Annotated in this window: 27 protein-coding genes and 2 tRNA genes; 16 read left to right on the top strand and 13 right to left on the bottom strand. The window is 38.2% G+C overall.

Going from position 1 to position 26,417, the window contains the following annotated elements; translation table 11 throughout:
• Positions 1–50: 50 nt before the first annotated feature.
• The gene (locus ABIB30_RS18420; RefSeq protein ID WP_354304515.1) at positions 51–1,268 is read left to right on the top strand and encodes a BamA/TamA family outer membrane protein; all 1,218 of its coding nucleotides are present in this window, start codon (positions 51–53) and stop codon (positions 1,266–1,268) included.
• Here the strand turns inward: ABIB30_RS18420 and ABIB30_RS18415 are convergent.
• Complete coding sequence (locus ABIB30_RS18415) at positions 1,265–1,738, bottom strand: hypothetical protein (protein ID WP_354304514.1); 474 nt, start codon at positions 1,736–1,738, stop codon at positions 1,265–1,267. The two genes, ABIB30_RS18420 and ABIB30_RS18415, sit on opposite strands and share 4 nt — an antisense overlap.
• Positions 1,735–2,889 (bottom strand): ATP-binding protein, encoded by a 1,155-nt coding sequence (locus tag ABIB30_RS18410; protein WP_354304513.1) that lies wholly within the window; start codon positions 2,887–2,889, stop codon positions 1,735–1,737. The genes ABIB30_RS18415 and ABIB30_RS18410 overlap by 4 nt, the downstream gene beginning before the upstream one ends.
• Before the next feature lie 411 nt (positions 2,890–3,300).
• On the opposite strand from ABIB30_RS18410, the gene thiD reads away from it, so the two are divergent.
• Both thiD and ABIB30_RS18400 read left to right on the top strand, forming a co-directional pair.
• Positions 3,301–4,152 carry a bifunctional hydroxymethylpyrimidine kinase/phosphomethylpyrimidine kinase gene (gene thiD, locus ABIB30_RS18405; RefSeq protein WP_354304512.1) on the top strand — a complete coding sequence of 284 codons (852 nt, stop codon included), beginning with the start codon at positions 3,301–3,303 and terminating at the stop codon, positions 4,150–4,152.
• 12 nt (positions 4,153–4,164) lie between these two features.
• Positions 4,165–4,398 (top strand): hypothetical protein, encoded by a 234-nt coding sequence (locus ABIB30_RS18400; protein WP_354304511.1) that lies wholly within the window; start codon positions 4,165–4,167, stop codon positions 4,396–4,398.
• Here the strand turns inward: ABIB30_RS18400 and ABIB30_RS18395 are convergent.
• The gene (locus ABIB30_RS18395) at positions 4,395–6,833 is read right to left on the bottom strand and encodes an AsmA family protein (protein WP_354304510.1); all 2,439 of its coding nucleotides are present in this window, start codon (positions 6,831–6,833) and stop codon (positions 4,395–4,397) included. The two genes, ABIB30_RS18400 and ABIB30_RS18395, sit on opposite strands and share 4 nt — an antisense overlap.
• A gap of 102 nt (positions 6,834–6,935) precedes the next feature.
• On the opposite strand from ABIB30_RS18395, the gene ABIB30_RS18390 reads away from it, so the two are divergent.
• From ABIB30_RS18390 to ABIB30_RS18380, 3 genes are all read left to right on the top strand, one after another.
• Positions 6,936–7,856: a hypothetical protein gene (locus ABIB30_RS18390; RefSeq protein ID WP_354304509.1), complete on the top strand. Its 921-nt coding sequence runs from the start codon at positions 6,936–6,938 to the stop codon at positions 7,854–7,856.
• Between the two features lie 92 nt (positions 7,857–7,948).
• On the top strand, positions 7,949–8,365 hold the full coding sequence (locus tag ABIB30_RS18385; protein ID WP_354304508.1) for an RrF2 family transcriptional regulator: 417 nt from the start codon (positions 7,949–7,951) through the stop codon (positions 8,363–8,365).
• 19 nt (positions 8,366–8,384) lie between these two features.
• Entirely contained in the window at positions 8,385–9,038 is a 654-nt protein-coding gene (locus ABIB30_RS18380) for an NAD(P)-dependent oxidoreductase (RefSeq protein WP_354304507.1), read from the top strand.
• An 84-nt stretch (positions 9,039–9,122) separates the two neighbouring features.
• On the opposite strand, the gene ABIB30_RS18375 is transcribed toward ABIB30_RS18380, so the two are convergent.
• Positions 9,123–9,707: a pentapeptide repeat-containing protein gene (locus ABIB30_RS18375; RefSeq protein ID WP_354304506.1), complete on the bottom strand. Its 585-nt coding sequence runs from the start codon at positions 9,705–9,707 to the stop codon at positions 9,123–9,125.
• Positions 9,704–10,288 (bottom strand): hypothetical protein, encoded by a 585-nt coding sequence (locus tag ABIB30_RS18370; RefSeq protein WP_354304505.1) that lies wholly within the window; start codon positions 10,286–10,288, stop codon positions 9,704–9,706. The genes ABIB30_RS18375 and ABIB30_RS18370 overlap by 4 nt, the downstream gene beginning before the upstream one ends.
• 446 nt (positions 10,289–10,734) lie before the next feature.
• Here ABIB30_RS18370 and ABIB30_RS18365 point away from each other — a divergent pair, with 446 nt between their 5' ends.
• Positions 10,735–11,883: a PepSY-associated TM helix domain-containing protein gene (locus tag ABIB30_RS18365; RefSeq protein ID WP_354304504.1), complete on the top strand. Its 1,149-nt coding sequence runs from the start codon at positions 10,735–10,737 to the stop codon at positions 11,881–11,883.
• Between the two features lie 52 nt (positions 11,884–11,935).
• Positions 11,936–12,009 (top strand) — tRNA-Asp (locus ABIB30_RS18360).
• A 109-nt stretch (positions 12,010–12,118) separates the two neighbouring features.
• Here ABIB30_RS18360 and ABIB30_RS18355 read toward each other — a convergent pair.
• Entirely contained in the window at positions 12,119–13,129 is a 1,011-nt protein-coding gene (locus ABIB30_RS18355; protein ID WP_354304503.1) for a phytanoyl-CoA dioxygenase family protein, read from the bottom strand.
• An 18-nt stretch (positions 13,130–13,147) separates the two neighbouring features.
• Entirely contained in the window at positions 13,148–14,326 is a 1,179-nt protein-coding gene (locus ABIB30_RS18350) for an aspartyl/asparaginyl beta-hydroxylase domain-containing protein (RefSeq protein WP_354304502.1), read from the bottom strand.
• Between the two features lie 239 nt (positions 14,327–14,565).
• On the opposite strand from ABIB30_RS18350, the gene ABIB30_RS18345 reads away from it, so the two are divergent.
• Both ABIB30_RS18345 and ABIB30_RS18340 read left to right on the top strand, forming a co-directional pair.
• Positions 14,566–15,441: a helix-turn-helix domain-containing protein gene (locus ABIB30_RS18345; RefSeq protein ID WP_354304501.1), complete on the top strand. Its 876-nt coding sequence runs from the start codon at positions 14,566–14,568 to the stop codon at positions 15,439–15,441.
• 104 nt (positions 15,442–15,545) lie between these two features.
• Complete coding sequence (locus ABIB30_RS18340; RefSeq protein WP_354304500.1) at positions 15,546–16,460, top strand: alpha/beta hydrolase; 915 nt, start codon at positions 15,546–15,548, stop codon at positions 16,458–16,460.
• Between the two features lie 66 nt (positions 16,461–16,526).
• Here the strand turns inward: ABIB30_RS18340 and ABIB30_RS18335 are convergent, their stop codons facing one another.
• Positions 16,527–17,411, bottom strand: a complete 885-nt coding sequence (locus ABIB30_RS18335; RefSeq protein WP_354304499.1) for a DMT family transporter — start codon at positions 17,409–17,411, stop codon at positions 16,527–16,529.
• A gap of 325 nt (positions 17,412–17,736) precedes the next feature.
• Between ABIB30_RS18335 and ABIB30_RS18330 the strand changes: the two genes are divergently transcribed.
• Together ABIB30_RS18330 and ABIB30_RS18325 are read left to right on the top strand one after the other, a co-directional pair.
• A complete protein-coding gene (locus ABIB30_RS18330) occupies positions 17,737–18,444 on the top strand; it encodes a DNA alkylation repair protein (RefSeq protein ID WP_354304498.1) in 708 nt (235 codons plus the stop codon).
• A 188-nt stretch (positions 18,445–18,632) separates the two neighbouring features.
• Positions 18,633–18,706, top strand: a tRNA-Asp gene (locus tag ABIB30_RS18325).
• 764 nt (positions 18,707–19,470) lie between these two features.
• Here the strand turns inward: ABIB30_RS18325 and ABIB30_RS18320 are convergent.
• A complete protein-coding gene (locus ABIB30_RS18320; RefSeq protein WP_354304497.1) occupies positions 19,471–19,692 on the bottom strand; it encodes a recombinase family protein in 222 nt (73 codons plus the stop codon).
• A gap of 450 nt (positions 19,693–20,142) precedes the next feature.
• Here ABIB30_RS18320 and ABIB30_RS18315 point away from each other — a divergent pair, with 450 nt between their 5' ends.
• Positions 20,143–20,373 (top strand): hypothetical protein, encoded by a 231-nt coding sequence (locus ABIB30_RS18315; RefSeq protein ID WP_354304496.1) that lies wholly within the window; start codon positions 20,143–20,145, stop codon positions 20,371–20,373.
• A gap of 497 nt (positions 20,374–20,870) precedes the next feature.
• Here ABIB30_RS18315 and ABIB30_RS18310 read toward each other — a convergent pair whose 3' ends face one another.
• The 3 genes from ABIB30_RS18310 to ABIB30_RS18300 form a co-directional block, all read right to left on the bottom strand.
• The gene (locus tag ABIB30_RS18310; protein ID WP_354304495.1) at positions 20,871–21,680 is read right to left on the bottom strand and encodes a helix-turn-helix domain-containing protein; all 810 of its coding nucleotides are present in this window, start codon (positions 21,678–21,680) and stop codon (positions 20,871–20,873) included.
• A 65-nt stretch (positions 21,681–21,745) separates the two neighbouring features.
• Positions 21,746–22,777, bottom strand: a complete 1,032-nt coding sequence (locus ABIB30_RS18305; RefSeq protein ID WP_354304494.1) for an SDR family NAD(P)-dependent oxidoreductase — start codon at positions 22,775–22,777, stop codon at positions 21,746–21,748.
• A 105-nt stretch (positions 22,778–22,882) separates the two neighbouring features.
• On the bottom strand, positions 22,883–23,488 hold the full coding sequence (locus ABIB30_RS18300) for an FMN-dependent NADH-azoreductase (RefSeq protein WP_354304493.1): 606 nt from the start codon (positions 23,486–23,488) through the stop codon (positions 22,883–22,885).
• 800 nt (positions 23,489–24,288) lie between these two features.
• Here ABIB30_RS18300 and ABIB30_RS18295 point away from each other — a divergent pair.
• From ABIB30_RS18295 to ABIB30_RS18285, 3 genes are all read left to right on the top strand, one after another.
• Positions 24,289–24,453, top strand: a complete 165-nt coding sequence (locus ABIB30_RS18295; protein ID WP_354304492.1) for an ArsR/SmtB family transcription factor — start codon at positions 24,289–24,291, stop codon at positions 24,451–24,453.
• A gap of 202 nt (positions 24,454–24,655) precedes the next feature.
• The gene (locus ABIB30_RS18290; RefSeq protein WP_354304491.1) at positions 24,656–24,871 is read left to right on the top strand and encodes a hypothetical protein; all 216 of its coding nucleotides are present in this window, start codon (positions 24,656–24,658) and stop codon (positions 24,869–24,871) included.
• A complete protein-coding gene (locus ABIB30_RS18285; RefSeq protein WP_354304490.1) occupies positions 24,868–25,008 on the top strand; it encodes a hypothetical protein in 141 nt (46 codons plus the stop codon). The genes ABIB30_RS18290 and ABIB30_RS18285 overlap by 4 nt, the downstream gene beginning before the upstream one ends.
• Before the next feature lie 38 nt (positions 25,009–25,046).
• On the opposite strand, the gene ABIB30_RS18280 is transcribed toward ABIB30_RS18285, so the two are convergent.
• Positions 25,047–26,405, bottom strand: coding sequence for a glycoside hydrolase family 88/105 protein (locus ABIB30_RS18280; RefSeq protein WP_354304488.1), 1,359 nt, complete (start codon positions 26,403–26,405; stop codon positions 25,047–25,049).
• Positions 26,406–26,417: the final 12 nt, after the last annotated feature.

Raw genomic sequence — 26,417 nt, 5'->3', positions numbered from 1 at the left:
GCACGGCATTTGGTTAAGCTGTAATTATACACCAACTATCATCTTGCCTAATGCAAAAAACTATCTTTCTGTTCTCCTTTTTATTTATTACTTACAGTGCCAGTGCACAAAATGCAGCTGACGCTATTTCCGCAAATAATCAAGTCCGTGATACTTCGAATAAACGGGATTTGATTGATTATGCCAAAATATTATTTAAAATAAAACCGGGTATAAAAACTGGAGATCAGCCTAGAAAAGTTTTCTTTTCACTCTTACCTATCGGAGGTAACGTACCAGGAGGAGGAACGGCATTGATTACTTCAACCAGTGCAGGTTTTTATTTAGGTGACCGCAAGACAACGAATATATCGAACGTTACATTTACGCCTTACTGGAATTTGAAAAGCCGGTTCGGGTTGCCTCTGCGTTCAAATATCTGGTTAGCAGACAATACCTGGAATATCCAGGGAGATACACGTTTCCTTGTTTATCCACAGTATACCTGGGGTTTGGGAAGTGGAAGTGAAGATCAGAAGTTATTAGTAGATTATAAATATATCAGATTTTATCAAAGTGCATTAAAGCGGATCAGACCCTATTTTTATGCCGGTTTCGGTTATACACTGGATTATTTTGTAAATGTCAGAGCTGCCGATCCGGGTCTTCAGAAATTTACTGGCTATAATTCAGGAACTGAAGAGGGAAGTAATTCTTTTTCTTCAGGTATATCTTTCAACTTATTATATGATACAAGAAATAATTCTATCAATCCGCTGCCGGGAAGTTATCTAAACCTTGTTTTACGAACCAACCCTAAATTTTTGGGAAGTCAAACCAGCTGGAAATCGCTTTATATAGATGCAAGAAAATACATCTCACTAAATACCAAACCGCATCAACAGAATACATTGGCTTTATGGTCTTATTTCTGGACAGGTTTAAACAATGGCATTCCTTACCTGAATTTACCAAGTATTGGCTGGGATCCTTACAACAAGTCTGGTAGAGGTATGGACCAAAACAGATACAGAGGGAAAGCTCTGTTTTATGTGGAGAGTGAGTACAGAAGGGATATTACAGAAAATGGTTTGCTGGGATTTGTAGTTTTTGCCAACGCAACTTCAGTCGCTGAACCAGAAACCAATTCGTTCAAGAAAATCCATCCTGCAGTTGGAGGTGGTATGCGGATCAAATTTAACAAAGGTTCTAACACCAATATAGCAGTTGATTATGGAGTAAGTAAGGGATTCTCCGGCTTCTCTATCGGTCTTGGAGAAGCTTTCTAAGGCTGTTGATTCGGCATGACCATTATTGTATAACTATCATTACCTACTATCGTCTGGAAAATATAATCAGTTGATATATAGTAGGTACTGATTTGTTGCGCTTCTATATCCTGTATATCTTTTTTCTCTGCTCCTGTCTGCTTGATTTCTTCCAGAATCAACTGATAGGCTTCTGCACCACTAAGTTGATAGTAAAGTTGATTGGTAACCTCGTTATCTGCCTGAATCCTGAACCAGGATAAGGCTTTACCCTGTTCGGAGGCATGGTTTCCGAAAGAGAAAGTTTTATACAATTGATGCCCTTGTTTTCCCGACAACTCAGGTCTTACTTCCCATTTATGCTGCACGAGACTATCAGTAACAGCTGAAACTGGCTGACCTATAAGTGATTCAAGCTGGTTTAGTTTAAAGTGCTGAGCACTGCTGAACAACCCGAAAAGACAAAGCAAGAATGTTAACGCATATTTCATGAAAGCAAAGGTAATAAAATGTAAAAAGTAGAACCCTTATTAATTCTGCTTTGAACACCTATTGTACCTTTGTGGTTTTTGATAATTTCCATAGAGATATATAATCCCATTCCCAATCCGCCTGCCATTGTGTTTTTAACGTCAACACGATAAAATCTTTCAAAGATCTTATCCAGCTGACTTGTGGATAACCCGATCCCGTAATCGGTTACAGAAATCCGGACCTGATGACCTTCTTTCTTAACTGATAAAATAATATCCTTATGCAGCGGAGAGTATTTTACTGCATTATTAATCAGGTTCATCAGTACCTGCTCCAGACGCTCTGGATTTCCTTTAATCCTGACCTCTGCGGCGGGGTTAAAAATAATATTATAATCAGGAAATATATAGCCTGCATTCTCTGCGCAGGTGGTGATCAGCTCTTTAACGCTCATCGGTGATTGAACAAAATCCAATTTTCCGGCTTGTATCTTGCTGACATCCAACAGGTCATTAACCAAATTTTGCAACTTGCAGATGGAGCTTTCAGCTTTGACAATAAAGGTTTTAACCTGACCAGGAACAACCTCTTTTTTATAGTTGGAGATCAGCTGTAAATAAGCTTTTAAACTGGTTAATGGTGTCTTTAATTCATGACTGGCTATCCCTATAAATTCATCTTTCTTTTCAATAGATCTACGCTGATCGTCAATATCAGTTGCGGTACCCACCCAAAACAAGAGTTCATTATTTTCATTTCTTAAAGGGATATTCCGGTTAAGATGCCATCTGTAAATACCGTCATTCCGTTTATACCGGTTTTCAATTTCAAAGACCTCTCCTGTTTTTATACAGCGGTTGAATTCCTCCCTGGTTGCTGGCAGATCATCCGGATGAATAATATTGTCCCATGATTCTTCAAATGTGGCATCAAATGATAAGCCTGTATAATCATACCAGCGCTCATTAAAGAAATTAAATTGCCCTGACGACAAATTAGTCCAGGTAATCTGGGGAATATTATTGGCCAGCAGTATAAAATGTTCCTGATTTACTGGAAGATCTTTGCCTGTTTTGATAGCTTCAATAGTATCATTAGCTGCTTCAAGTTGAATTTTCAATTCCTTTATTTCAGCCAGCAGCTGTTCTTGTGTGTTTTGAGCGCTCATAATTTATCATTAAAATTAATCCCAAGTCCTCTTCATACCCGGAGGGTATCAGATAGATCACCAACTAATCTTTGATGTGGCTCAGTACCTTTGTTAATCAAGGCAGGTAATATAGTCAGGTTAAAAAATTATATAATTAAAAATTTTCCTGAGTCTATACTATACGTTAACAAAAAAACGACCAAGAATATATTTAGTTTATCGTAAAATACCTGTCTGGCTTTTCTAGAATTAAGAAAAGAGCGCACAACACATATAGATGGGTTTAAAGAGAGAATCACGGTATCAAAATATTCCTGAAACTATTAAAAAAAAGATTTCGATGAATGCTTGGCTTAACCATAATCCCTTGTTATTAGTTTATATATTGATAGTTTTACTTGAAATAATACATTAATATTCAAAACAAGCATGCTTACTGACTTCAAATATATTTATCCTGCTGTATTAACAATTGCCGGTTCTGATAGTGGTGGTGGCGCAGGTATTCAAGCCGATCTGAAGACCATCTCGGCTTTAGGTTGTTATGGGACTTCTGCAATTACAGCGATTACCGCACAAAACACAATGGGAATTACTAATCTCTTTGAGTTGCCTGTAACTGTAGTTATTGATCAGATTAAAGCTGTAATAGAAGATATCAGGCCTCATGCTATCAAAATAGGGATGATCCCAAATTCAGCCTTATTAAAGGCCATAACTGATATCTTAAAGCTGTATCCTGAAATTCCTGTGCTTCTGGACCCGGTTATGATTGCGACAAGCGGGCATCGTTTAGTAGAAGAAGATACTATTGAATTAATGAAAGCTTTATTGATTCCGCTGACCAACCTGGTTACCCCAAATCTGGATGAGGCCGCTATTTTAACAGCCATGGAAATTTCTACCGTAGAACACATGAAAATTGCGGCACATCAGCTCCTTAAATTTGGTGGGCAGGCTATACTGATTAAAGGTGGGCATTTGAAAGGAAACAAGCATTATGATGTTTACCTGGATAAAAAAGGAAGAGAGTTCATATTTGAAAATGATAGTATTCCAAGTCAGAATACGCATGGTACAGGCTGTACCTTATCTTCTGCGATTGCTTGTTTTACGGCAAGAAATATGGAAATGCCAGAGGCTATTAAAAATGCAGAATCTTATGTTCATCGTGCTATTGCTGAGGGTATTGAGGTAAAAACAGGAAAAGGTAAAGGACCATTGAATCACTTTTACGCTCCTGTTCCCCTCATTAAGCTGGATCTGGATGTTAAAAATTAATATATTTGAACCATGGCAGATTTAAAAACAGAATTCTCAGTAGAATTTGAAGGTGAAACAATTCCCGTGATCATTACTGAAGTTGAAAATGACGACGATTCAATTTTTATGGTGGACATACCTGGTCAGGAAAACTTTGAAATCTTTCTCTCTGAGGATGATATGTGGGTGACCAATGATGAGGTAACTGCAGATGAAGATCTTATCTTTTTGATCGGAGATAAATTTGAAAGCTTACAGCCTTAACTGTCTTTATCTTTTTTCCCAACCAGCTTAAATTTGATCTTACCGTCCTCTCCGTCCGTGGCGAGGATGTGTATGACAATACCTTTCATCCTCCGCTCCTTAAGCTCTTGCTTATCCGTAATATCCTCATCTTTCTTTGGGTTTCGGAGCGGCACATCAAGCAGGATGTTAGTCCCCTTGCCGGTAGTCGCATAAACACCTGCTAAATTCATATTCAATAAGCTGGAATTGATCATCATCGGTTTGATAGTAACAAGCCTTCCTTTAATATCAAAATTACCATTAAGGTTATCAAATGTAATATTATCCAGATTCCGGAACGGAAAAGCAAACTTACCGATACTTTTCACCGCATTATAATTCACAAGAGCCCCTTTCTTAAGATCAAAACTAACGTTTCCATTCATTGATCTCGGAATAAGTTTACCTTGACCATCTACACTCCCGGTAATATTGGTTTTCGTAAAGAAGCTCCCTTTTAAATTTTTATAAGTCGGGCTTTCCAAACCGAAATTATCAAATGAATAGAAGAAATCACTGATATTAACATTAGAGACCACTGTGTTTAATGCAAAGTTGTTTAAACGGCCATTTTGCTGTAATTTCCCATTCAGTTTAATCAAACCTCCACCATGTTTCAGACTTACATTTTTTAAGTTGAGTCCATTTTCAGAAAGGAAAACATCTGCAGTCGCATTTGTTCCTGTAAACTTACTGTAGTGAACTTTATCAACCCGTAAATTAATTTCAGCATTACCTTTTTCCAGCATGGTATTCATCTGGGTAGCGAAACTATTGCTTTTATTCTTCGATTTAACAGGGACACTGTTCTTTCTGGTTCCCAGAAAAGCAAGAAAGTCGCCTAAATAGAGATCAGGGCTATGCATCCTCCAGTTCAATAGGATTTTCTCCGGAGAATTATAATATAGGTTCAGGAAGTTTTTGACACTTCCATCCATAAAAACTACGCTTTTACCACTTTGAAGCCTGATGTCATGAATCAAAAGATCAGGCCCTTTAAAGTCAAGGGAAATAGAAGTGTTTTTAAAATTCACATTTCTAGGCACGTAACTTACATCTGCATTTTTCACGTTGATTGTTCCCGTTAACATCGGTTTATTCAACTTAAAATCTACAATATCTGCACTATAGTTCAGTTTTACATCGGCCGTTCCTTTAGTAAAGTTTAAGACGTCGGTTCCCAAAACAGTTCCCAGTTTAGCGACATCAAATTGAGATTTAAAAATACCGGTCGCCACTGGCTTATCCAGATTATGAATAAAAACTGTATCAATTGTAAAGGGAAGTTCTTTATAGCTACCAGAGAAATGATAAAGTTTAATCGCAGAATTCTCATCGGTATAACCTTTTCCATTGATAAAGTTGTTGGTATAAACTCCACCGAAATTGCAATTATCAACTACTCCACCAAAGCCAGTCAGCGTATTATCCTTTACTCTTGCTTTCACGAAAATTGAGGGATCACCTCCTGCACCCATATTTCCTTCTATAATAGCCTTGGCAAAAATTGGTTTGTCAAGGTTAAACATATCCAGTCTTGAGGTAATATTTGGAGCAAGCAAGGCAGAAGCATTTTTCCAGAGTATATGAGGAGCTTCTACACGGATAGAAAATTCAACAGGATCTTTTGATATCTTAAATTTTGCCCCCAGAATGAAGGGGTCAGTCCCTATATTTAAAGTATTAGGTTTGACTTCAATAATACCTGCTTTTTCATTGTAAGAGATATCCATTTTTCCTTCCAGCAGCTTATCTTTCACAAAACTCCCCCTTTTTGTATTAAAGGCCAGGCTGCGTACTAAAGTTTTTAAATTTATGTCTGCTTTCCAGCCTGAGGATGGATAATCGACTTTACCACTGAAGTCTTGTATAGCAAACAAGAACAGTTTATTACCTTTTCTATTATCCAGGATAAACCGAACGGCATTCAGATCAAAACGTCTGATTTGAGTAGAGGATGAGCTCTCCTGTTTCACTGCTGGTTCTTTCTCTGGTTTTTTCTTAAAAACTGAAGTATTACTATAGCCATTACTATCAGTATATAAGTAAATTGAGGCATCGTTGATCGTAACTTTCCTGATCTCTATAGTTCCTTTTAAGAGCGCCATTGTATTAACAGAAATATCCAGATCTCCTGCGGTAAGCAGCGAATGGTGGTGCATATTCCATAAGCTGTCTTTAATTTCTACCTTTTTTAACGATACTGATACATTAGGAAAGCCTTTAAGAAAGGTAGGTTCAATAGTAGCAATGGTCAGATTACCGTTGAGATTCTTATTTAATTCTTTGGTTATAGCCATCTGCAATTCTTTTTTATTACCGCTCACATACATTGCAAGGCCAATAAAGATCACAATGACTAAGACAATAAGCGCAGAAAATATTTGAATGGAGCGTTTTAACCAAAGGGGCATAGAAGAGTGTTTGCGTAATAAACGTTTAAAATAAGGAAATTGTTTAAAGGTAGCTTTGTTCTCTTAAATTGATTATTTTTATATCAACAAATCCACACGACGATGAACACCATAAAATCAGACTATAAGAAAACTTTAAGGTCAATTTTTACAGTAAGCTGTTTAACCTTTGTTTGTTCTATTTTATCACAAAATTCAAATGCGCAGTCACCTGTAATCACTAAGATAACCTTTCAAAAGGATAAGTACAACCGGATCTTTATTCCTGTAAAGATTGATAGAGATAGTATGTCTTTATTATTTGGCACTTATGCTAAACCGTTAAGACTAACCCCCTATTTCCAAAGTAAGCGGTCACTTTCTCCAAGCGGAGATATCCTGACTTTAGTTGCTCCTAATGGCAGGCCGCATGACCGCCTGCTTTTCTATTCACCAAAGATTATGGTTGGAAACCTCAAATTCAGAAGTGAGCAGGCTATTGTAAATTATGCTTTTCCTGATACCATCATTGCCGGAGCTACCGGAACTGAAATGGTTTACCGCTATAATTGGATGATTAATAATGATCAGAATCAAATTTCTATTTCTAAACAGCCTTTTACACCGTCAGCAGCTTTTACAACGATCAATTATAAAAATGATTCTTATCCAAAAGTTGCGGTGGAAATTGCCGGTATCAAAACTAATTTCGCATTGGATTTTGGATCAGGTGCGGGTTTCCAGATCAACTCCAGATCTGATTTAGGCCGTAAATTAATTGCAGATTATAGCCTTAAGCCAGTTAAAAGAATCCTTTCTGATATCCATGCTAAAAAAGTATTGGATACCATTTATGAGGTAAATGTGCCTGGATTGCTTTTTAATGGAATTCAATTGCCAAAGCAAAAAATTCAGTTAAGCTCTGCTTTTCCGCAAAATATAGTGGGCACAGGATTCCTGGGTGACTATAATGTGATTCTGAACAATTCTAGAAAACGAAAAATCGGGAACACTGTAATTTTAGAAAAGAGACTTTCAAAATAACAGTTAATTTCATTTTTACATAAATAAGACAGAGTAAATCTGACTAAGTAATTCTTTTACATACATTTGTACTGTAACAATTATTATTACAGATGAATAACGCAAAGTTTGCTACGGCTTTACATATCCTTACTTTACTTGATTTAGCTAAAGGCCAAAGACTGTCCTCAGAATGGATTGCTGGTAGTATTAACCTGAATCCGGCATTGGTCCGTAAGGAAATTAGTAATCTGCGTAAATTGGGATTTATTTCCAGCAAAGAGGGAAATGGCGGGGGATGTATGCTTGCCCGGCCTTCAGCAGAAATTTTGTTGTCAGAAATTTATAAAGCTGTACGCACACCTCCCCTGCTTGGTCGTTCCAATACTCCAAATCCTTCTTGTATTGTAGGCCGCCAGATTAATGAGCACCTCGATGAATTGTATACAGAGGCGGAACTTTCGCTAACCAGCAAACTAGAGAAAAAAACATTGAAAGAGTTTGGTGAAAAATTTAAATCAGTATCATAAAATATAAAATTTAAATCGCATGAATATAGTCTTAATCGGAGCCTCAGGATTTGTAGGTTCAGCAATTTTAAAAGAAGCATTAAACAGAGGTCACGAAGTAACTGCAGTAGTTCGAAACCCGGAAAAAATCACAGTACGTCATGATCACCTGAAAATTGAAAAAGCTGATGTATTGGATGCTGCCCAGGTAACCAAAGTTGTAAATGGAAAGGATGCAGTGATCAGTGCTTATAATTCAGGATGGACTAACCCTGATATTTACGCAGAGTTTTTAAGGGGCTCAAAGGCTATACAGGCTGGTATCAGTGCATCAGATGTGAAAAGATATATTGTAATTGGCGGCGCCGGAAGTTTAGAGGTTGCCCCTGGTGTACAAGCTGTTGACACACCTGATTTCCCTGCGGCCTATAAACCTGGTGCAACTGCTGCCAGAGATTATCTGAATATCATTAAGGAAGAAAAAGATTTAGACTGGACATTCTTCAGTCCTGCTTTTGAAATGGGTCCTCAAACTTCAGGCGTTCGTAAAGGTTCTTATAGAACAAGCCTGGATACACCGGTATTTGATGAAAATGGCAGAAGTATCTTATCAGTGGAAGATTTAGCGGTTGCTATTATTGACGAATTAGAGGATGCAAAACATGTAAAGCAACGTTTTACTGCTGCTTATTAAGCTATCTTTTTAAAAAGAGTCATCCTAAATGCATTGCCTGGAAAGTGTTTGAATTTTTAGGCATTGCATTTAGGATGATTCTTTTTAATCAACGATTTTTATTCCCAGACTATCTAAAAAAGAAATAGCCGCTGGTAATTGAAAAATAGCTCCCTTGATCTTATTACCTGCAGGATCTATCTGATAATTCTGTGCTGCAGTGAAATTAGCCATCCTGAGATCAGTACTGGAAAAGGTAGATCCTAAAAAGTCCGTACCGCTAAAATCAGCATTGCTTAAGTTACAGTTGGAAAAATCGACCTCCCTGGCTGTACAATTAGTAAGCTGTATTTTTTTAAGAGTCTTTCCAAAAAAGCTGGAATAACTCAATATAGAATTTCTGGCAATGATGGAGAAAGGATTCAAAGTATCGTACCAAAGTATTCCGATAGCTTTACAATTCACTACGGTCAAATTACTTATAAAAGTATCTTTAAATTTAATCAGAGAAATATCACACTCTTCAAAAGTGCAGTTATTGAAAGTAGAGTCTTCAAACAGACATCCCTTTATAGTTGATTTATAAAAGGTACATCCTTCGAAATAACGACCGACCAGATGTTTTTCTTCGTAGTTTATATTTTCGAAACGCTTATGATGATGTGTTATCTGTTCGTCGGCAGTACTCAAAATCGTACTCCTGCTTGAAAAGTTATACCATGAGGATTAATATCCAGGTCGTTAAGGGTATTGTTAAATCCTTTAAAGCCAGCCGATACATAGGGTGCGATACGATTTGTTACTTTATAACGGACACCAAAACCACCGTACAAATATAATCCTCTTTCGTTTATACGATTTACAGCTAGCGGATCTGCTTCACTGGAACGGTCATATCTTAGAAAAGTAATACCCGCTGAAGCCTCTGCGAAAGGTTCAAACTTAGATTTATTCGTAATATCATAACTTACATTGGCATAAACCGGGATTAATTTCATGTTATGAAGCAGCAATGCATTATCAAAATGCAGCTTTGTAGTTGCATAACCGATTCCAATACCTGGTTTAAAACGGCTTTCGAGATTCCTGGTTACTTTGAATGAAGGTCCATTAAAGTAATTGCCATGCGTAGAACGCAGAAATTCAAAAGCTGGAGAGAAATTATATCGCGGCTCATCGTTTGAGGTTTTTGTTCCTTCCTGAGCATTCGCAGTCATTGAAAACCCGCACGCTAAAAGCAGTGCTAAGTTTAAAGTTAAAATCCTTTTCATATTCTAAGCAAATCTAATACATTTTGAAATGCAGAGATATATAATATCCGATTAAATTGTCTCTTATAGAACGGATTTGTTTTCGCATTATCCTGTATAATTAATTTCCACCCTCTTTTTTTACCGGATCCAGGTTGCCAGCTAAATCTGTCCCCCCTTACCACATGACAAAGCTAGAGTTTCCCAATATCAATAATCTTATCATATCGTAAGATATTGATTAAAATGAGGATAAAAATGGGCCTGAATACACTTTTGATAATTTAAATAAAAAAGAATTGTCAAAATATTTGATGTTAAGATCAAATATTTGTTGATTTGCATAATTTTTAATAAGTCTAAATAGATTGCTTAGAGTGCAGCTAAAAGAATTAACCTTTCTTAAAATAAAAACAATCAATGATCACTTTTACGTCTGAAGCCGTATGTTTTGCTTATAAATTCTAATGACAAGGTTTCGCAAAGTTATAGGTCAAATACATCTCTGGCTAGGTTTAGTTACTGGACTGGTTGTACTGATAGTCAGTATTACAGGTTGTTTATTTGTTTTTCAAAAGGAGATATCTGATCTTATTCATCGGGAAACATTCTTTGTAAAGCCACCTGTATCAGCGGTTACACTACCTTACAGCACGCTTTTAAAGAAGGCTGAACAGGCATTGGGTAAGGACCGGCCGGTTAATTTTTCTACAACTTATAAAGATAAAGAGCATGCGTGGGAATTCATGACCTATAAAGCAGGTGATCCAAAAGCATTAACCTACTTTGGATCAATTGATTTTTATGATTCTGTTTTCATCAATCCTTATACTGGAGCGGTTACAGGCTTACATGATTATAAGTATGACTTCTTTAATATTGTAAAGTTCATTCACTGGAGTTTATTATTAAATGATACTTACGGACAGAATATTGTTGGTTATAGTACATTGATATTTGTGTTCATGCTGATTACTGGTATGATCATGTGGTGGCCAAAAAAATGGAGTAAGACCAATATCAATAAAAGTTTTAAGATCAAATGGAAGGCCGGATTTAAAAGAGTAGTTTATGATCTTCATAACGTTTCTGGATTTTATGTGATGTTAATTACGTTGATTTTAGCTTTAACGGGCATGGTATTCGCTTTTAAGTGGTTTCAAACAACGGTATACGCAGTGGCTTCCGGATCAGTAACTCCTCCTGAAATCAAGCAGGTGAAATCAAAACCTGCTCTTTCTGCATCGTATCCGGTAGATATTGCATTTAATAAAGCGAAAGTGTTATTACCTGCTTCAGACAGAATAAACGTCTCCCCTGCTGCTGGTGCTGATGGGGTGATTTATATTTATGGAATACAGGGCAAGGAAACGTATTATCATGCAGATGCTTTACAATTTGATCAGTATTCTGGAAAATTACTCTACAGAAGGAATTACGAGGAGCAAAATGCTGGAGAAAAGCTGATTGGGATGAATTATGATATCCATGTGGGCGCTATTTTAGGTTTACCTGGAAAAATTATAGCTTTTATCGCCAGTTTGGTTGCAGCAAGCTTACCTGTAACTGGGTTTATGATCTGGTTAAACAGGAAAAAGAAAAAAAAGAAGAAATAGATTTGGTTTTGAATTATTGTTTTCTATCTTTGCAGCCCCGCAAGGGAGAAACGGACCGGTAGTTCAGCTGGTTAGAATGCCGCCCTGTCACGGCGGAGGTCGCGGGTTCGAGTCCCGTCCGGTCCGCATAATAAGTAGTAAAACATTCAAAAAGCCTTTAATCGTATGATTGAAGGCTTTTTTGATTTAGAGATTTCCAGAAATATTCAATCTTTCTCATACTACCTTGAGTCAATTAAATCCATTCCTCAGCCTCAAAAAGATTTAAAGGTTCATAATTAATATACTGAACAAATCTTGGTTTTTGTGAAGTATTAGGACTACTACCATGAGGTAAAGCCTGATGCCAGATGATAAAATCGCCTGCATTGGCTGCGATAGGGAAACTACCCAGTGCATGAAGGTCTTGCTGTCTTGGATTAGCACCTGCTGGCAGTTCACCGATCCATTGCTCTAATCTGTTCTGAAAACCCGGGACGACTGTTAAAGCACCCTGGTTTGATTCCGTATCAGCCAGATAAAGTATTCCCTGTAAACCAAAAGGAATAGGTAAGCTTAAACTTACATCCCAATGCAGATGAGGCCCTGGAAATTTCCATTCAGCTGTTTCCGGCGGGTTAAAACCTACACGGTCAGCTGTACACCATAAATCTGTACGGCTCCAGAGTTGTTCATATGCCTGGCGGATAATAGCTGACTCCCTGTTCTTTTGAATTGCAGGATGTTGAAATAACTGCACCATAATTCCCTGCCGGGAAGCATGATGCTGATACCATGTTTCAGACTCCTCTCTCTTTACTTTTATAGACTCGCAGATAATTTCAATCGTCTCATCACATTCTTTTTTAGCAACAGCATTTTTTAAAATGAGGTATCCGTTTTGATCCCAGCATTTAAGCTGTTCATCACTCAGCACATCAGGAATATCTTTATTTAACAATTCCCCGCTGCCAAATTCACGATTATAACGGGCAATAGTTTCAGACAGAGGCATACCGGCTGTTTTAATAATCCAGTCTTCAAATTCTTCAAAACCAGGTACAGTTTCAAATAAGTATATAGAAGTCTGCTCCAGTCCCAGTCCTAATGCAGACATCAGGATTTTATCAAATCTCCATTCTTTTTTCAGCCTATCATCAATTATTTTCCCTTCCCTTTTAAGTAGAGTCTTTTCCCAAAACCGTTTCAGGTGCATGACTTGTAATTTTCCTGTTTCCTGGGATGACGTTAGTGAATTAGAAAGCATAGTAACTGATTTAAAATGTTATTCAAAAGGTTGTTTCATACAAGTCCACCTCATCATATGTGGAAAAGGTTGGTATCCGGATGCCGCCGCTGTTGACTTATCATAACTCATCCCATACCATTGTAACAAGGGTAAACCAATGATATTCCCCGCATTAAAGTTCTGAATTAGATTTTGCCCCCCACCCTTATAGCCATCAGGATGGAATACAATTTCAGGATCTATTTTAAGAAAGATACAGGCTGCATATGACCAGGCGATAGCCATCATTTCTCCACCTCTGTGCAGATCACAATCTTCGAGACTATTATTCATATTTTGCCTGATATCGGGCGGCATACAGGCCAGATGTCCGGCTTCATGTAGCACATCACCAGGGTAAAGCAATCGCTTAGTATCGATTACCAAAGCACCATTCCGTAATTTAAGACCGGGTAGAAAAGTATCTTCTTCAATTATTTCCAGCTCATAGGTCAACCCGATCTTTTGCAAGAATGATAGAATCTGATCCAGAGGCCGACGCTGATCGCATTGCTTTTCAAACTCATCTGCCAGCTGATTCGATGTTACCGTATCCTGATTTCTTAATTCACAAATCATATCAAGGAGTTGCTCCTGACTATAATCTGATGTACGACTAATATAACCGGCTGAATTTATCAGTTCGCTTAACCAGGCATTTACTTCACAATCTATGACCAGGTGTATCCGGTCTGTTTTCCCTCCATTGGTAACATGATGCCGCAGGTTCGCATTCATATACCAGCATTCTCCAGGATGCATGGTTATCCGCTGATTCTGGATATAAAATGCGACATCCGGATTCGTGATCAGGGGGATATGCAGTCTTGCTTCTCCATGTTCAAAAGAAAGTTCTTGATCACAATGCGGCTTGATTACTGCCCCGGCAGCCAGATTTAATAATCTTACAGATTTAACTGTACATTGAAAGGCAGCCAGTAATTTTCGGATGGAAGGAAACAGGTCCATATTCGGATGATCTGCAAAAATATCATTTGCTGTTAAACCCGGAACAATAGTATCCTGACCCCCGATTGACCTGAGTGGTAATACTGTCCAGCTACCTTCATAGTTACCACTATTAAAATGATTATCCCAATGCAGTGAAGCAGATTTAAGCTCCTGATGCATCAAAGCATATTCCGGAAATACCGATACTTTAGCACAAACAATCATAATATATCAACAATTGACCAATAAAAATATAGCTGCCAGTTCCATGCATATAAGTTCCAGTTCTATGCGTACAAGTTAATATGGAAATGCCGCAATTTATAATGTTATTTTAAGATTGTTTAGTTATCATTTAAAGAAACATATTTGCAAATTAACGTGTCGATTAAAGTACTCGTTTCTGAAAAGGAACACTATTTTTTCATTCAATTGCTTAAGTTTGCCCATTATCTGATGCTATAATGATTCCAACTTATAAAATCGAAGACTTCCCATCTACTAAAGCAGTTGAGAATTTGTTTAAGCTTGAACGATTTGAAGACTTATCGTGGCCAAAAAACTTAGAGTGGCCTCACAAGCATAATTTTTATCAGCTTATCTGGTTAACAGAAGGAGAATTTACACATACCATAGATTACCATGATATTGCTGTTAAAACTGATACTTTACTGATTACCTCCCCAGGTCAGATTCATCTTTTAAATTCGCCAGAAAAAGTAAAGGGTTATAGTATCTCCTTTACAGAACAATTCCTGCTTGCACATCACACACAAGAATCTATTTTTGAACTCACATTTCTGGATGAAAGTCTAACTACCCCCTATTTATGCCTGGATGAAAATGCGAGAAAAGAACTCAAAGCGATTGTTGACCCGATCATGGAAGAGCTGAACAGGGATAAAAAAGCTCCGATAATTATCAACGCTCTTCTTTTTGCCTTGCTCAATCGCATTCAAAGGTTAATGAACAAAGTACAACCAATAATTGCAGATTCTTTTCAGGTATTGGTACATAAAAAATTCAAAAAACTAATAGAACAATATTATAAAGAAGAACCTGACTTAGCTTTCTATGCAGACAAGCTGAATATTTCAGCTAATTACCTCAATAAAATCGTTAAGAATGTAACCGGTAAAACTGCCGGAGTGATGGTTCGCGACCGTGGATTGATTGAAGCGAAACGGATGCTGGTTTATTGCAATCTTTCCATCGGTGAAATCAGCGATCTGCTGGGCTTTAAAGACTTTTCCTATTTTTCCCGCCAGTTTAAAAAACAAGAAGGATTTACTCCTGCTGAATACCGCAAGTTGATGTATAAAAAATATTTGAGTTCTTAAATTTTCGATAGCTGGCACGGAAAACACCAATATTGAACACTAATCTTCTAACTGTCCCATTGTGCTAAGCCGAAATTTGCTGCTATTATATAATTAATAAAAGCATGGACAAAAATTTAAAAATTGCAAGAGATTACTTCAAAACTTATCTCGACTTAAACGCACCCATTCCAGAATTGCGTATTCAGGCAGATAAAATGTATGCTACTTTACCAGTAGCTACTGATATAAAATATGAAACTGTATCTGTTGGAGAGTTAAAAGGCGAATGGACAACTTCTCCCGAAGCCAGAGATACACATGTGCTCTATTATATACATGGTGGTGCATTTTTAATTGGCAGCCCGGCAACACATCGTGGGGAAATCAGTGAACTGGGAAGGGCAGGAAAAATGAAAACTTTTGCTTTAGACTACCGTCTTGCACCCGAATATCCATTTCCACAGCCTTTAGAGGATATTTTGGAAGGATATATCTGGCTATTAGCACAAGGGTTTGACCCCAAAAATATTATTATTTCTGGTGATTCTGCGGGCGGAAACGCAACTATCAATTTATTTATTTCTTTACGTGATCAGCGCATACCTATGCCGGCTGGCGGGGTAATTATATCTCCATGGATTGATTTAGGTCAAAGTGGTGAGACTTACAGGACAAAGGAAGGAATTGATCCAATTGTTAATCTTAAGGCCATTAAAGCGCAAACAGCTGCTTATCTTAGCGGTGCAGATCCCGGTCTTCCGGTTGCCTCTCCTATTTATGCTAATCTTCATGGTATTCCTCCAACCTATGTTATTGTCGGAGAAGCCGAAGAAATGTTGAGTGAAGCCTTAACTTTTACCCATAATGCAGCTATGGCAGGAGTTCATGTCAAATTCGAAGTATGGCCTCAAATGATTCATAATTTCCCTTTATGGCATTCGTTACTACCTGAAGGAAAGGATGCTATAAAGAAGGCAGGCGAGTTTATGATCTCTTTAACTGGAAATGCCTGGTCAAAATATACTGTTATCTTTTGATAACAGTATATTTTAACAAGATTACAGCAAATTAAAGGCACGGCCTCTTTGCTATATTATAAATATCTATGGCAGTATAAGACCGCCACTTTTGGCTTTAACCCGGTACATCTGAAGCATCAGGGAAATTAATATCAATGATAGTCCAATATAGAATCCGGTTGAAAGTACTCTGTTTTCTTTATATACTACGATTGCAAGTGCAATAGTATATAATGGCTCCAGGTTATAAGTCAGACTTACAGTAAATGAAGATATCTTTTTTAATGCACTGGTAATCAAAAAATACATCAGGACAGTACAAAATATAGAAAGGATTAGCAGCCATCCCAAATCATTTATAGTCGGAATCAAGTATTCTGCAGGTGAAAACAGTAAAAATACAGGCAGTATAAAAGTTAATCCCAGACCACCTCCTATCATTTGATTCAATATAATAGTATTACTTTCATATTCCTGAACAAGACGCTCATTAAAGATGGTATAAAGAGCGGAAAAGATAGCCGATATTATTCCCAGCACTATTCCGATTCTGAAGCTTGCATCCATGCCAAAGATCAATGCAATGCCACACAAGGTTAGACTGCTTAAACCTATTTCCTGGACAGACAGTCTTTTTTTGTTGATTAGCGGGGCCAAAATAGCGTTAAAAAAGCTCGTTAATGCAAAACATACCACCCCCACTGAAATGTTTGAGTATTTGATACTTCCGTAAAAGAAAATCCAGTGAATACCTAAAATAAAACCTATTGAACCGATTTTAATTCTTTCTTTTAGTAAAAGCTTTTGTTGCTTACCAGTAAATGATAAGTAGATCCACATCACCAGGCCTGATATTAATAGTCTGTACCAGCTGATCAATCCTTCGTTTAAATTTATCAGGCGACCAAACAGACCTGTAAAGCCTGCCAATAAAACTGCGATATGCAGTTGTATATAAGATTTTTTCATTTGAATGAATTATACAATTTGTGAGGTACAAATTGGAATTGATGAATATTTACTTGTTTGCCGAACCGGCATAATGCTCCCATCCGAATAATTTATCATTACCCGTTTCGAAACTTGATTAAGTACTTATTTTGCTGGAGGAGGAAGGCAGCCTTTATTCATCATAATTATAATCCATCAGTGGATCCCCGAAAGTAATAAATAAAAATTAATAATCGGCCCCATTTTTCAGTAAGCGCAGGTGTTAGCTCAGGGTATTATCAATAAACAACAACAAGAGAATTAGGAAAAAACTTATAATTTTAATACTTAATTCAGCATAGAAATGACTGTCAATGAAATTATGGCGGAGCTACAAACAATGGGTAGCGAAAGCGTCAAAAAGATACTCTTGAAACATGGTGTTAAAGAGCCATTTTTCGGGGTCAAAGTAGCCCAATTAAAAACTATCCAGAAAAAAATCAAAAGAGATTATCAGCTTGCAAAGGATTTATTTGCTACTGGCAATGCCGATGCCATGTATCTGGCCGGATTAATTGCCGACGATGAAAAAATGACAAAAGCCGACCTGCAGCTCTGGGCTAAAGAAGCAGTTTCAAATAATATCAGTGAATATACCGTTCCATGGGTCGCAGCGGGAAGCTCTTCTGGCTTTGAGCTTGCTGTAGATTGGATCAATTTTGAGGAGGAACATATTGCTGCCACGGGCTGGGCAACATTGGCCAATCTTGTATCCTTAAAACCAGATAATGAATTGAATACCGAAATTCTCCTACTCCTGTTAACACGGGTTGAGCAAACAATTCACTCCTCTGTTAACCGGGTGCGATCAACTATGAATAGCTTTATTATTTCAACTGGTATATATGTTGCTTCCTTAAATAAGGAGGCTATTGCTGTCGCTCATAAAATAGGGGTTGTAAAAGTAGAACAGAATGGAACAGCATGTAAGGTTGCCTCCGCAGCAGATTATATTAGAAAAGCTACAGAGAAACACATTTCTATTGTAAAAAAGAAGACTGTTAAATGCTAATCAGAGCGCAATCATAACTTTCTGGTCCTGATGAAAAAATAATTATAATAAATCACACTCACATCCAGCGAGTTATAGAAGATATTTGAAAATAAGTAATTTTTAGGCTGTTTTTTAATTAAACCGTGTATATTTGCAGCCCCAAGCGCATCTAAACAAACATTTATGTGAGTGATGCAAAGGAGAACGGACCGGTAGTTCAGCTGGTTAGAATGCCGCCCTGTCACGGCGGAGGTCGCGGGTTCGAGTCCCGTCCGGTCCGCTGAGCGGGGGAATTGAAAAATCCTCCCGCTTTTTTGTATAATCTAACAGGCATAACTCCCTAATCTTATTAGAGTTATGAGCAAGTAAATCTATCATAGTCGGGGTTCGACACATACCCTCTTGATAGTAGAGATTTTGCTCGAACCCCAATCTTACAAGCTCTTGTTTCTCTAAAGGATTCGTTTTCTTAAAAACAAATTCAAGGTCTGATAGCTTTTCCAGGTTCCCTTGGAGTATTTTATATGTTTTATTTTGGTTGCCGCTGAGGCGTTCAATAGAGCCTCTTAAAACGATCCTATTATTCTTAATGGTAGAAAACCACCTTTCATAAGTGTCGTGCGTTATCTTGTTCGCAATCCACTTTTCCTCTATTGAAAAGAGCTTTGCTTCTTCTGATTCAAGCTCTCTTTTCTTTTCCATAACCAAGCGTTTATCTTCTAACATCTTGTTTTCAAAAATCTGGTCAGAATTATTGCGAATGAGCCTGATGGCATTTTCGGGCAAGCTCATCAATGCAAAAACCTGCTGGAGCTGATCATGTGCTTTTATCGCACTTAAGTTCAGATGTCTGGTTTTGTCACATTTATAGTAGTAGTAATATTTGCCCAGCTTTCCTCTCGAAGGGGCGCCTGTTAACATTTTACCGCAAGCGCACTTCAAAACTCCACGTAGAGGCATTTCGTCGCTTATTACGACTCTTTCTTTTTCGGGCTTTTTAAGTTTACGTTGTACCTGTTCCCATGTGGCAAGATCTACTATTGGTTAATGTATGGCTGGAAAGATGCCACCTGGGTAGTTTTTAAATGGTTCCACGTATTGCATACCTACATAAAGCGGATAACTTAAAATGCGTTGGATGGCTACATTACCTGATCTTTTAAAGCCTCTTTCTTTTGCCTGCTCGGCTATGATATAAATCGGTGTGTTTTTCAGGTAGACATCGAAGATAAACCGAACTGTAGCCGCTTCAGTTTCATTGATCATGAGTTTTCTCTCCTTGCGTTCGCCCACTTTGTAATAGCCAAACGGAGGGTTTTTGTATATATACCTTCCTTCTTTGGCTTTTGCAGTATAAATCCCACCCCGGACTTTAATGCTCCTGTTTATTTTTTAATGCGCGCCGCCTTTCTGATAATCTCGAAAAATTCTGCTTGTGGATTTTCGTGTTTTTTTATACTATAGATTTTTATCCTGATTTTCTTCATAAAATCTTACTTAAAAGAAAAGGCCAACACGTAATGGTATTGGCCTTTGATGTATTGCAGACTTAAAATTTTTCGAACAGCTTTTCGCTATTCTTTTTCTATGCGCCGCATAGCACGGTTCATCACAATAAATTGTATTAATGTTAAATTATTTTTAATTTTATTGAAACCGGATGAAAACAAAACCTGTAAATTAATTTGTTTATATAATCAATATATAACGGGATACATGAAAGAGATTAAAATTGAACGGCTAAATGGCAACAAGGGTTCAAAGCCAGAGAACAATGCTGAACAACATCTTGAAAATGATAAGATTGCTCCGAACAAGAAAAAATTTAAACGGAGAATAGGCGAAAAAACATACACGATTACGGTTACTCATGTAGAAGTATCGGAAGAGCAATGGAAAATCAAGCGTTCTACAATCGAAAGTATCCTTAAGAAAGCTTGGTTGTAAAAACCACTAAGCACATTGCAATAATTCCAGTTTAATTCTGCTATTACTTGCGTATAATCTAAATATACGTGGGCTGTCTGGATAATATACTTTATGAAGTGTATTATCCATTTTTTTATACGGTGGAAATAGCAACGCACCCCTGTCGAAGTGGCTAACTTACGTTGCCTTGTTCACGAAGGATTTCTCTTTAATTTTTGTTATTCGACGGCACCATTTAACAGGCGTTTTTATGTAACCCAAATTATCAAAAACTCATTATCAAAAACTAAAATTTTGATTTGAATAATGGAATGGGTTTATGATAATCAGCCCTGAAGGGAATAATTTTCGGGAAGTCATTTATGAGATAAAAATAAAATATTCCCCGGCCTAATCGATTATTAATTAATGAGGGAATAATGGTAATAAGGATGGAGTTTGGATATCCCAGTTTCATTCCTAATCAACCCGATGTGATACAAAATACGTAAAACCCTATGCATAATAGGAATATCTCATCCTTGGTTTATACTCGTTGGTGGATAGCCAAAATGCTTCTTAAACGCCCGGGAAAAATGTGATAAGTTTTCAAATCCAACCTCGTAATAAACGTTTATTGGTTTGAGGTGATTTTCTGAAATGTAATAATGAGCCAGCTCCAAACGTTTTTGGGTTAACCACCGTTGCGGGGTAAGGTGGAAAGCTTTTTCGAAATCTCGTTTAAAAGTGGTCAAGCTTCTGCCTGTTAGAGCGCTGAACTTTACTAATGGAATGTTAAAAATGTAATTTTTTTCCATAAAATCTTGTAGATTGATTCTACCTGGCTCTGTGAAATCTGACAAGATACTGTCCACATCCGTATTTATATTTCTTAGTATTTCAACTGCCTCAGTAATTTTAAGAGCCAGTATTTTCTGAGGTAACTGCTTATCAAGATCGAAATATGGTAATACAGAAGAGACAAAGCTTTCCAATAAAACATTCTTTTCAAGAGGCAGGATCCCAACAGTATGCGCATGCAGCTGATTATATTTATTCTTGGTATAGTACTCCCTCAATTGAGCAGAAGCCAACCTGATCACGATGGATTTATAATCTCTACCATCCTTTGCTGTTTTGACCAGCGTCGATAACTGGTTGCGTGGAAACAGTAATGTATCACCTGCATTAAAGAGGAAAATTTTATCAGCCTGTATAACTTTTAGCTCACCGGAAACGACACGGACGAGCGCATGATCTTCAAGTACTTTCTCACCCCGGTACTGCTGATCTTCACTGCAGGAGAAAACCATTTCTGCATACTTGTTTTCACGTTTTAATGCCATAGTACATAGCTAATATTTATAAAAAGTCAGGCTCCGTAATACCTGACTTTTCAGAGTAATAATTGTTAAGATAGGTTAAAGACCACTCCGCTCATCTCTTCACTTGTTGTCCAGAGCTTTTTAGCCGATTCTTTTTCCAAAGCATAAGGCATTACGCCTTTGATACTTTCAACATTTTTTCGCCAGTCAACATTCGGATCAAAATTAACATCCAATACCGCAATATCGGTATTTTCGCAATATACCCCACCAATATCATTGAGTTGTGGGCTTACTGCGCACCAGATCTGTGTAGATATTCCTTGTTGTACAGTTTTAGCACCAGGAACCGCTTTTAAAACAGGTTTCCCATCGGCATCCAGCATACCCAGCTTTTTCATATCCTCCAGGCTGCGTGAACGTGCCAGACCGGTACTTTGCACAACCCCCGGATGGATGGCATAAGAGCGAACACCGAAGGGCTTCCCACGCTCATCCAATTCCAATGCAAATAATACATTTGCCGTTTTAGACTGGCCATAAGATTTCATTGTTTCGTATTCCCTGTGATCAAAATTGATGTCTTCAAAGTCGACTGGCGCATTATGATGTCCCCATGAAGAAGTGTTCACTACTCTTGCACCCTCAGCTTGTTTTAATGCCGGCCATAATCGGGCTGTCAGATGGAAATGTCCCAAATGATTGGTTGAAAACTGACTTTCGTAACCCCTCGCATCGCGTTGCAGCGGTACCCACATAATACCTGCATTATTGAACAGGAAATGCAAAGGCCTTGCAGAGGCAATAAATTTCGCGGCAAAACTTTCAATAGATCCCGGATCGGTTAACTCCAAAGATACCAGCTCCACATTAGCTATACCTTCCAAATTTTCTGTAGCCTTTTCAATGTCACGTGCTCCAACGATCACCGTTGCACCAGCCGCGACAAGTATTCTAGTAGTCTCTAATCCTAAACCTGAATGTCCACCAGTTACTATGGCTATTTTACCATTGAGGTCTACACCTTTTATAACTTCATCTGCGTTTGTATTTCTATCAAAACCGGAATTGATTGGAAACTGCATTTTCCCATCATAGTTATTTTTATATTTTTCCATTCTCCTGTTAAATTTCATCAAAGGTCGACTTTGAGTTTTTATTGAGCTTTGCCCAAACGTCGTTTTTAACTTTGCTTAAAAGTTCGTTTATTACTAAAATCATTGTTAAACTATCATACTTTCTAACACCTGCCTAAGTAGAACATCTTTCGCGTGCGTACCGATCGCCCCTTCCACCCGAAATTCACCAACAACTTCAAAACCAATTAGGTCAAGAACAGCTCTGAGGTATGGTGTTGCAAAATCAAGAGATTTTAGGGAGGGATCAGTGAAATCCCAGCCGGCAGAAAAGGCAATATATGCTTTCTTATTTTCAAATATCCCGACCGGACCTTTTTCAGAAAACCCAAAAGTTACACCAGCTCTCACGATATGGTCAAAATAGGCTTTCAAGGCTGAGGGAATGCCATAATTATGCATCGGCGCGCTAATTACGAGTATGTCGGCAGCAAGTAATTGTCTGATGGCTTGATCTGACCTATGGGCCGTCTGGGCTTGATCAGGTGTCAATTTATTAACGGGAGTATGGTAGCTTTCCCACTGCAAGGAGCTGAAATGAGGAAATGGATTTAAAAGCAGATCTAGCTCCTCAACATTTATTTCGTCCTTCTGCTGCAGGTTGATCTTATTTATGATTGCTTTTCCAAGTTTTGTAGTTATCGAGTTCTGCCCTTTGTGACTGGATGTGATGTGCAAAATATTGATTAGCATTTATTTTTTTTACAAAAGTAGATACACAATAATTGCTATGTTTTGCTTAAACGTCCTATTTCTTTTTGCTCAAACGTTCATTTAGGCTCCATTTTTAACCTTTTGTAGCTGATAGGAGATATTATATAAAATCGGAATTCAAGGTTAACTTCGCTGGAGATGAAAACTAGTTTCATTAAATACTCATCTCAATTCCTATCAAAAAACGGTGGAATAATGATAATGGTTACAACATTGTATTTAGCTTTACCACTACTGCCTTATTTGGTTGGCTTTCTTCCAATTCCCAGCTACAAAACGTAGCTCCATCAACGCTAAGAATCTTCCCCAATTGCTTTTGGCTAAGCCCATTCATGTACCGATATGCCTTTAATTTTCCTGCAAGGGTAGCCGTATCAACCTCAAACGGCAAGTATCCTAAGAATAATGGCGTTTTCTGTTTTGTTTGGTCTTTTTTAAAAGTGCCCTGTCACTATAGTGAGTGTCGTTTTTTAGATGGTTTTCTATGAGCCCTTGTCCCTTTATTGTGTTACGTTGCCTTGTTCGCAATTACAATCACCTTTTTATCAATCACTTAAATTTGGTTATCATAACAAAACAACACATGTATTGAAGACACATTGCTGTTATTTTTTGTTCTTACTTTCTGTTAACTGTTTCCTAATTTCGGAAGCAAGAATTTGCGAATGTTAGTGGATATACAGTCTAAAGAATAGGAGCAGATGGGTGTTTTATTTATTGTGATATGGAGATAACATAATCAGATATATACAAAGGAACGGAAGGGACTTACAGTACAATTGATAGCGATTGCACATCCAATCCTTATTTCCATCCTGCAGGAACTGATCAAAGTTCGCGTCTGTACCTGTGGCGATCTTGTCTCAGAACTTGGCTTTGCGCAGGCAACAATCTCTCAGCACCTGCAGGAGCTTAAGAACGCTGGAATTATACAGGAACTATAGAGGGTACAAGTTTATATTACCGCATCGAACCAAAAGAGTGGAAAGTCCTGCAGGATGGACTGAAAGTACTACTGTTAAAAAAGAAAGAATCTAACAAAATGGCGGTTAATTGTGTTTCTACAGACAAAATACATAAAACCATAATCATAAAACAGACGGAGTCTCCAGGCACAATTCAGAATAAAACGTATATTTTTGTAAAATGGCAGCACCAGATCAAATAAAGAGCCTTATTAAATCCTATGCAGAGGACGATGAACATCGGTTCTTCGCTACCGCTATGCAAATTGCAGCCTCGGAGCCTAGACAAGGGCATACTATTGTTGCCCAAGAGCTGAAACATTTGATTGAAAAGGCGAAGAAAGATAAGTCTGTTGCTTTTTTGGATGAGAGGCGAGCCCGGGAGATAAAACGATGATTGATGCAACATTGCTGACCACTGCGCTGCCTTTCAGCATTTCGACATGGTTGGGCATCGGGATGATCGGGCATTGCTGTGCAATGGAGGGCAGGTACAAGAAAATGAGTAAGATGAGCAACTTTGATTTCATATAATTATAGCTAATAGCGTATACTTTCAGGTTAATGTTTGGCTAAGATCTTTTGATCAGCCAATATTGCTGATTTCCAGCCGGGATTGGTGTTTGAAAGGTAAGGCTAACCTCTCCTCCCTGATGTTCAATTTTAAAGGGAGCCTCTTTTCCGGTAAGGGCATTTACTACCCGAAGGTTTTTTTGCGTGGCACCTTTTATTTTAAGCACAATCTGTGACCAGCTTACGTTGACTCTTCTGGCATTTTGCAAAGCTGAAGTGGGATTATTTACGTTGACCAATACAACATCCGGTTGCTTAGACAACTCCATTTTAAGCATTTCGGTACCGGCCAACAGGAAAGCACCCACACCGTATACATCGGTTGATTCCTCATTTACCACATCAGGCGAAGCCCCTTTAGGTTGTACAAACCCGAGTTTACCATCTGGAAGAACAGCGCTTCGCAGGGCATTCCATGCTTTTGACACTGCTGGATAGTAGTCATCATAAGACAAGGTATTGGTATTAATCCCCCAGCTCAGTGCATAGCAGAACAATGCCGTACCACTGGTTTCCCGTGAGGGATAAGCCTCGGGATTAAGCAAACTGGCGTGCCATGAACCATCACTTTGCTGCAGCGAAATGATCCTCTTGGCAAGTTCCCTGTATTGTTTTACTAAGGGCCCCTTTTCTGGGTTCGAGTCTGGCATGGTAGACAATAACCTGGCTAATCCGGCAATGACCCATCCATTTCCACGGCTCCAGAATACTTTTGACCCGTTTTTCTCTTTTTGCTCAAAATACCTGCTATCCCTGAAAAACAAATGTTCCTGATCATCATACAGGTGACGGCTGGATTTCCACCATAACCTAACAGCAGTATCAAGATATTTCTGATCTCCGGTTACCTGAGTCAGATAGGCCAGCGCAGGCGGGCCCATGTACAGTGCATCACACCATGCCCACTCCCGCAAATGAATTTTGTTGACCCATTCCAAGGGCTCGCTGTGAGGAATCTGCACAAGGCTATCCGCCATACTTTTGAAATCTCTTATATAATCCGGATCCTGATAGATCTCATAGAGCTGTACGTAAGTTTGCCCGATGCAATAATCATCTGCAAAAAATCGGTTCTTACCTATTTGCCAGTGGTTCTCCTTTCCAATCCCGATCAGCCTTTCATAGGTCTTGTTACCTGAAAGCCTGGCCCACGCGGTCATTCCTGTATACAAGACCCCATTTGTCCAATCCTTCTGATCATCAGCCCAGCCATGTGTATCCACCTGCTTCCACTGCCAGTCGGCCACCCTTTTCATATCCTTGTAAATACTGTCCTGCGGATATCCGGGCCCAGCTGCTGCCCGGGCTGTAGATCCAGCTGTCAGCAACAGTAAAATAAAAATAAATTTGTAACTCATAAAATTAATAGT

The sequence above is a fragment of the Pedobacter sp. UYP1 genome, assembly GCF_040547305.1.
In the GTDB taxonomy this organism is placed as follows: Bacteria; Bacteroidota; Bacteroidia; order Sphingobacteriales; family Sphingobacteriaceae; genus Pedobacter.
The sequence above is the reverse complement of the archived record's forward strand: the minus strand, read 5'-3'. Positions and strand labels throughout refer to the sequence as shown.

Bases quoted from the DNA above. Each gene is read 5' to 3' on its own strand.
- ABIB30_RS18420 (WP_354304515.1), top strand. From the start codon at position 51: ATGCAAAAAACTATCTTTCTGTTCTCCTTTTTATTTATTACTTACAGT.
- ABIB30_RS18415 (WP_354304514.1), bottom strand. From the start codon at position 1,738: ATGAAATATGCGTTAACATTCTTGCTTTGTCTTTTCGGGTTGTTCAGC.
- ABIB30_RS18410 (WP_354304513.1), bottom strand. From the start codon at position 2,889: ATGAGCGCTCAAAACACACAAGAACAGCTGCTGGCTGAAATAAAGGAA.
- thiD (WP_354304512.1), top strand. From the start codon at position 3,301: ATGCTTACTGACTTCAAATATATTTATCCTGCTGTATTAACAATTGCC.
- ABIB30_RS18400 (WP_354304511.1), top strand. From the start codon at position 4,165: ATGGCAGATTTAAAAACAGAATTCTCAGTAGAATTTGAAGGTGAAACA.
- ABIB30_RS18395 (WP_354304510.1), bottom strand. From the start codon at position 6,833: ATGCCCCTTTGGTTAAAACGCTCCATTCAAATATTTTCTGCGCTTATT.
- ABIB30_RS18390 (WP_354304509.1), top strand. From the start codon at position 6,936: ATGAACACCATAAAATCAGACTATAAGAAAACTTTAAGGTCAATTTTT.
- ABIB30_RS18385 (WP_354304508.1), top strand. From the start codon at position 7,949: ATGAATAACGCAAAGTTTGCTACGGCTTTACATATCCTTACTTTACTT.
- ABIB30_RS18380 (WP_354304507.1), top strand. From the start codon at position 8,385: ATGAATATAGTCTTAATCGGAGCCTCAGGATTTGTAGGTTCAGCAATT.
- ABIB30_RS18370 (WP_354304505.1), bottom strand. From the start codon at position 10,288: ATGAAAAGGATTTTAACTTTAAACTTAGCACTGCTTTTAGCGTGCGGG.
- ABIB30_RS18365 (WP_354304504.1), top strand. From the start codon at position 10,735: ATGACAAGGTTTCGCAAAGTTATAGGTCAAATACATCTCTGGCTAGGT.
- ABIB30_RS18355 (WP_354304503.1), bottom strand. From the start codon at position 13,129: ATGCTTTCTAATTCACTAACGTCATCCCAGGAAACAGGAAAATTACAA.
- ABIB30_RS18350 (WP_354304502.1), bottom strand. From the start codon at position 14,326: ATGATTGTTTGTGCTAAAGTATCGGTATTTCCGGAATATGCTTTGATG.
- ABIB30_RS18345 (WP_354304501.1), top strand. From the start codon at position 14,566: ATGATTCCAACTTATAAAATCGAAGACTTCCCATCTACTAAAGCAGTT.
- ABIB30_RS18340 (WP_354304500.1), top strand. From the start codon at position 15,546: ATGGACAAAAATTTAAAAATTGCAAGAGATTACTTCAAAACTTATCTC.
- ABIB30_RS18335 (WP_354304499.1), bottom strand. From the start codon at position 17,411: ATGAAAAAATCTTATATACAACTGCATATCGCAGTTTTATTGGCAGGC.
- ABIB30_RS18330 (WP_354304498.1), top strand. From the start codon at position 17,737: ATGACTGTCAATGAAATTATGGCGGAGCTACAAACAATGGGTAGCGAA.
- ABIB30_RS18320 (WP_354304497.1), bottom strand. From the start codon at position 19,692: ATGATCAATGAAACTGAAGCGGCTACAGTTCGGTTTATCTTCGATGTC.
- ABIB30_RS18315 (WP_354304496.1), top strand. From the start codon at position 20,143: ATGAAAGAGATTAAAATTGAACGGCTAAATGGCAACAAGGGTTCAAAG.
- ABIB30_RS18310 (WP_354304495.1), bottom strand. From the start codon at position 21,680: ATGGCATTAAAACGTGAAAACAAGTATGCAGAAATGGTTTTCTCCTGC.
- ABIB30_RS18305 (WP_354304494.1), bottom strand. From the start codon at position 22,777: ATGGAAAAATATAAAAATAACTATGATGGGAAAATGCAGTTTCCAATC.
- ABIB30_RS18300 (WP_354304493.1), bottom strand. From the start codon at position 23,488: ATGCTAATCAATATTTTGCACATCACATCCAGTCACAAAGGGCAGAAC.
- ABIB30_RS18290 (WP_354304491.1), top strand. From the start codon at position 24,656: ATGGCAGCACCAGATCAAATAAAGAGCCTTATTAAATCCTATGCAGAG.
- ABIB30_RS18285 (WP_354304490.1), top strand. From the start codon at position 24,868: ATGATTGATGCAACATTGCTGACCACTGCGCTGCCTTTCAGCATTTCG.
- ABIB30_RS18280 (WP_354304488.1), bottom strand. From the start codon at position 26,405: ATGAGTTACAAATTTATTTTTATTTTACTGTTGCTGACAGCTGGATCT.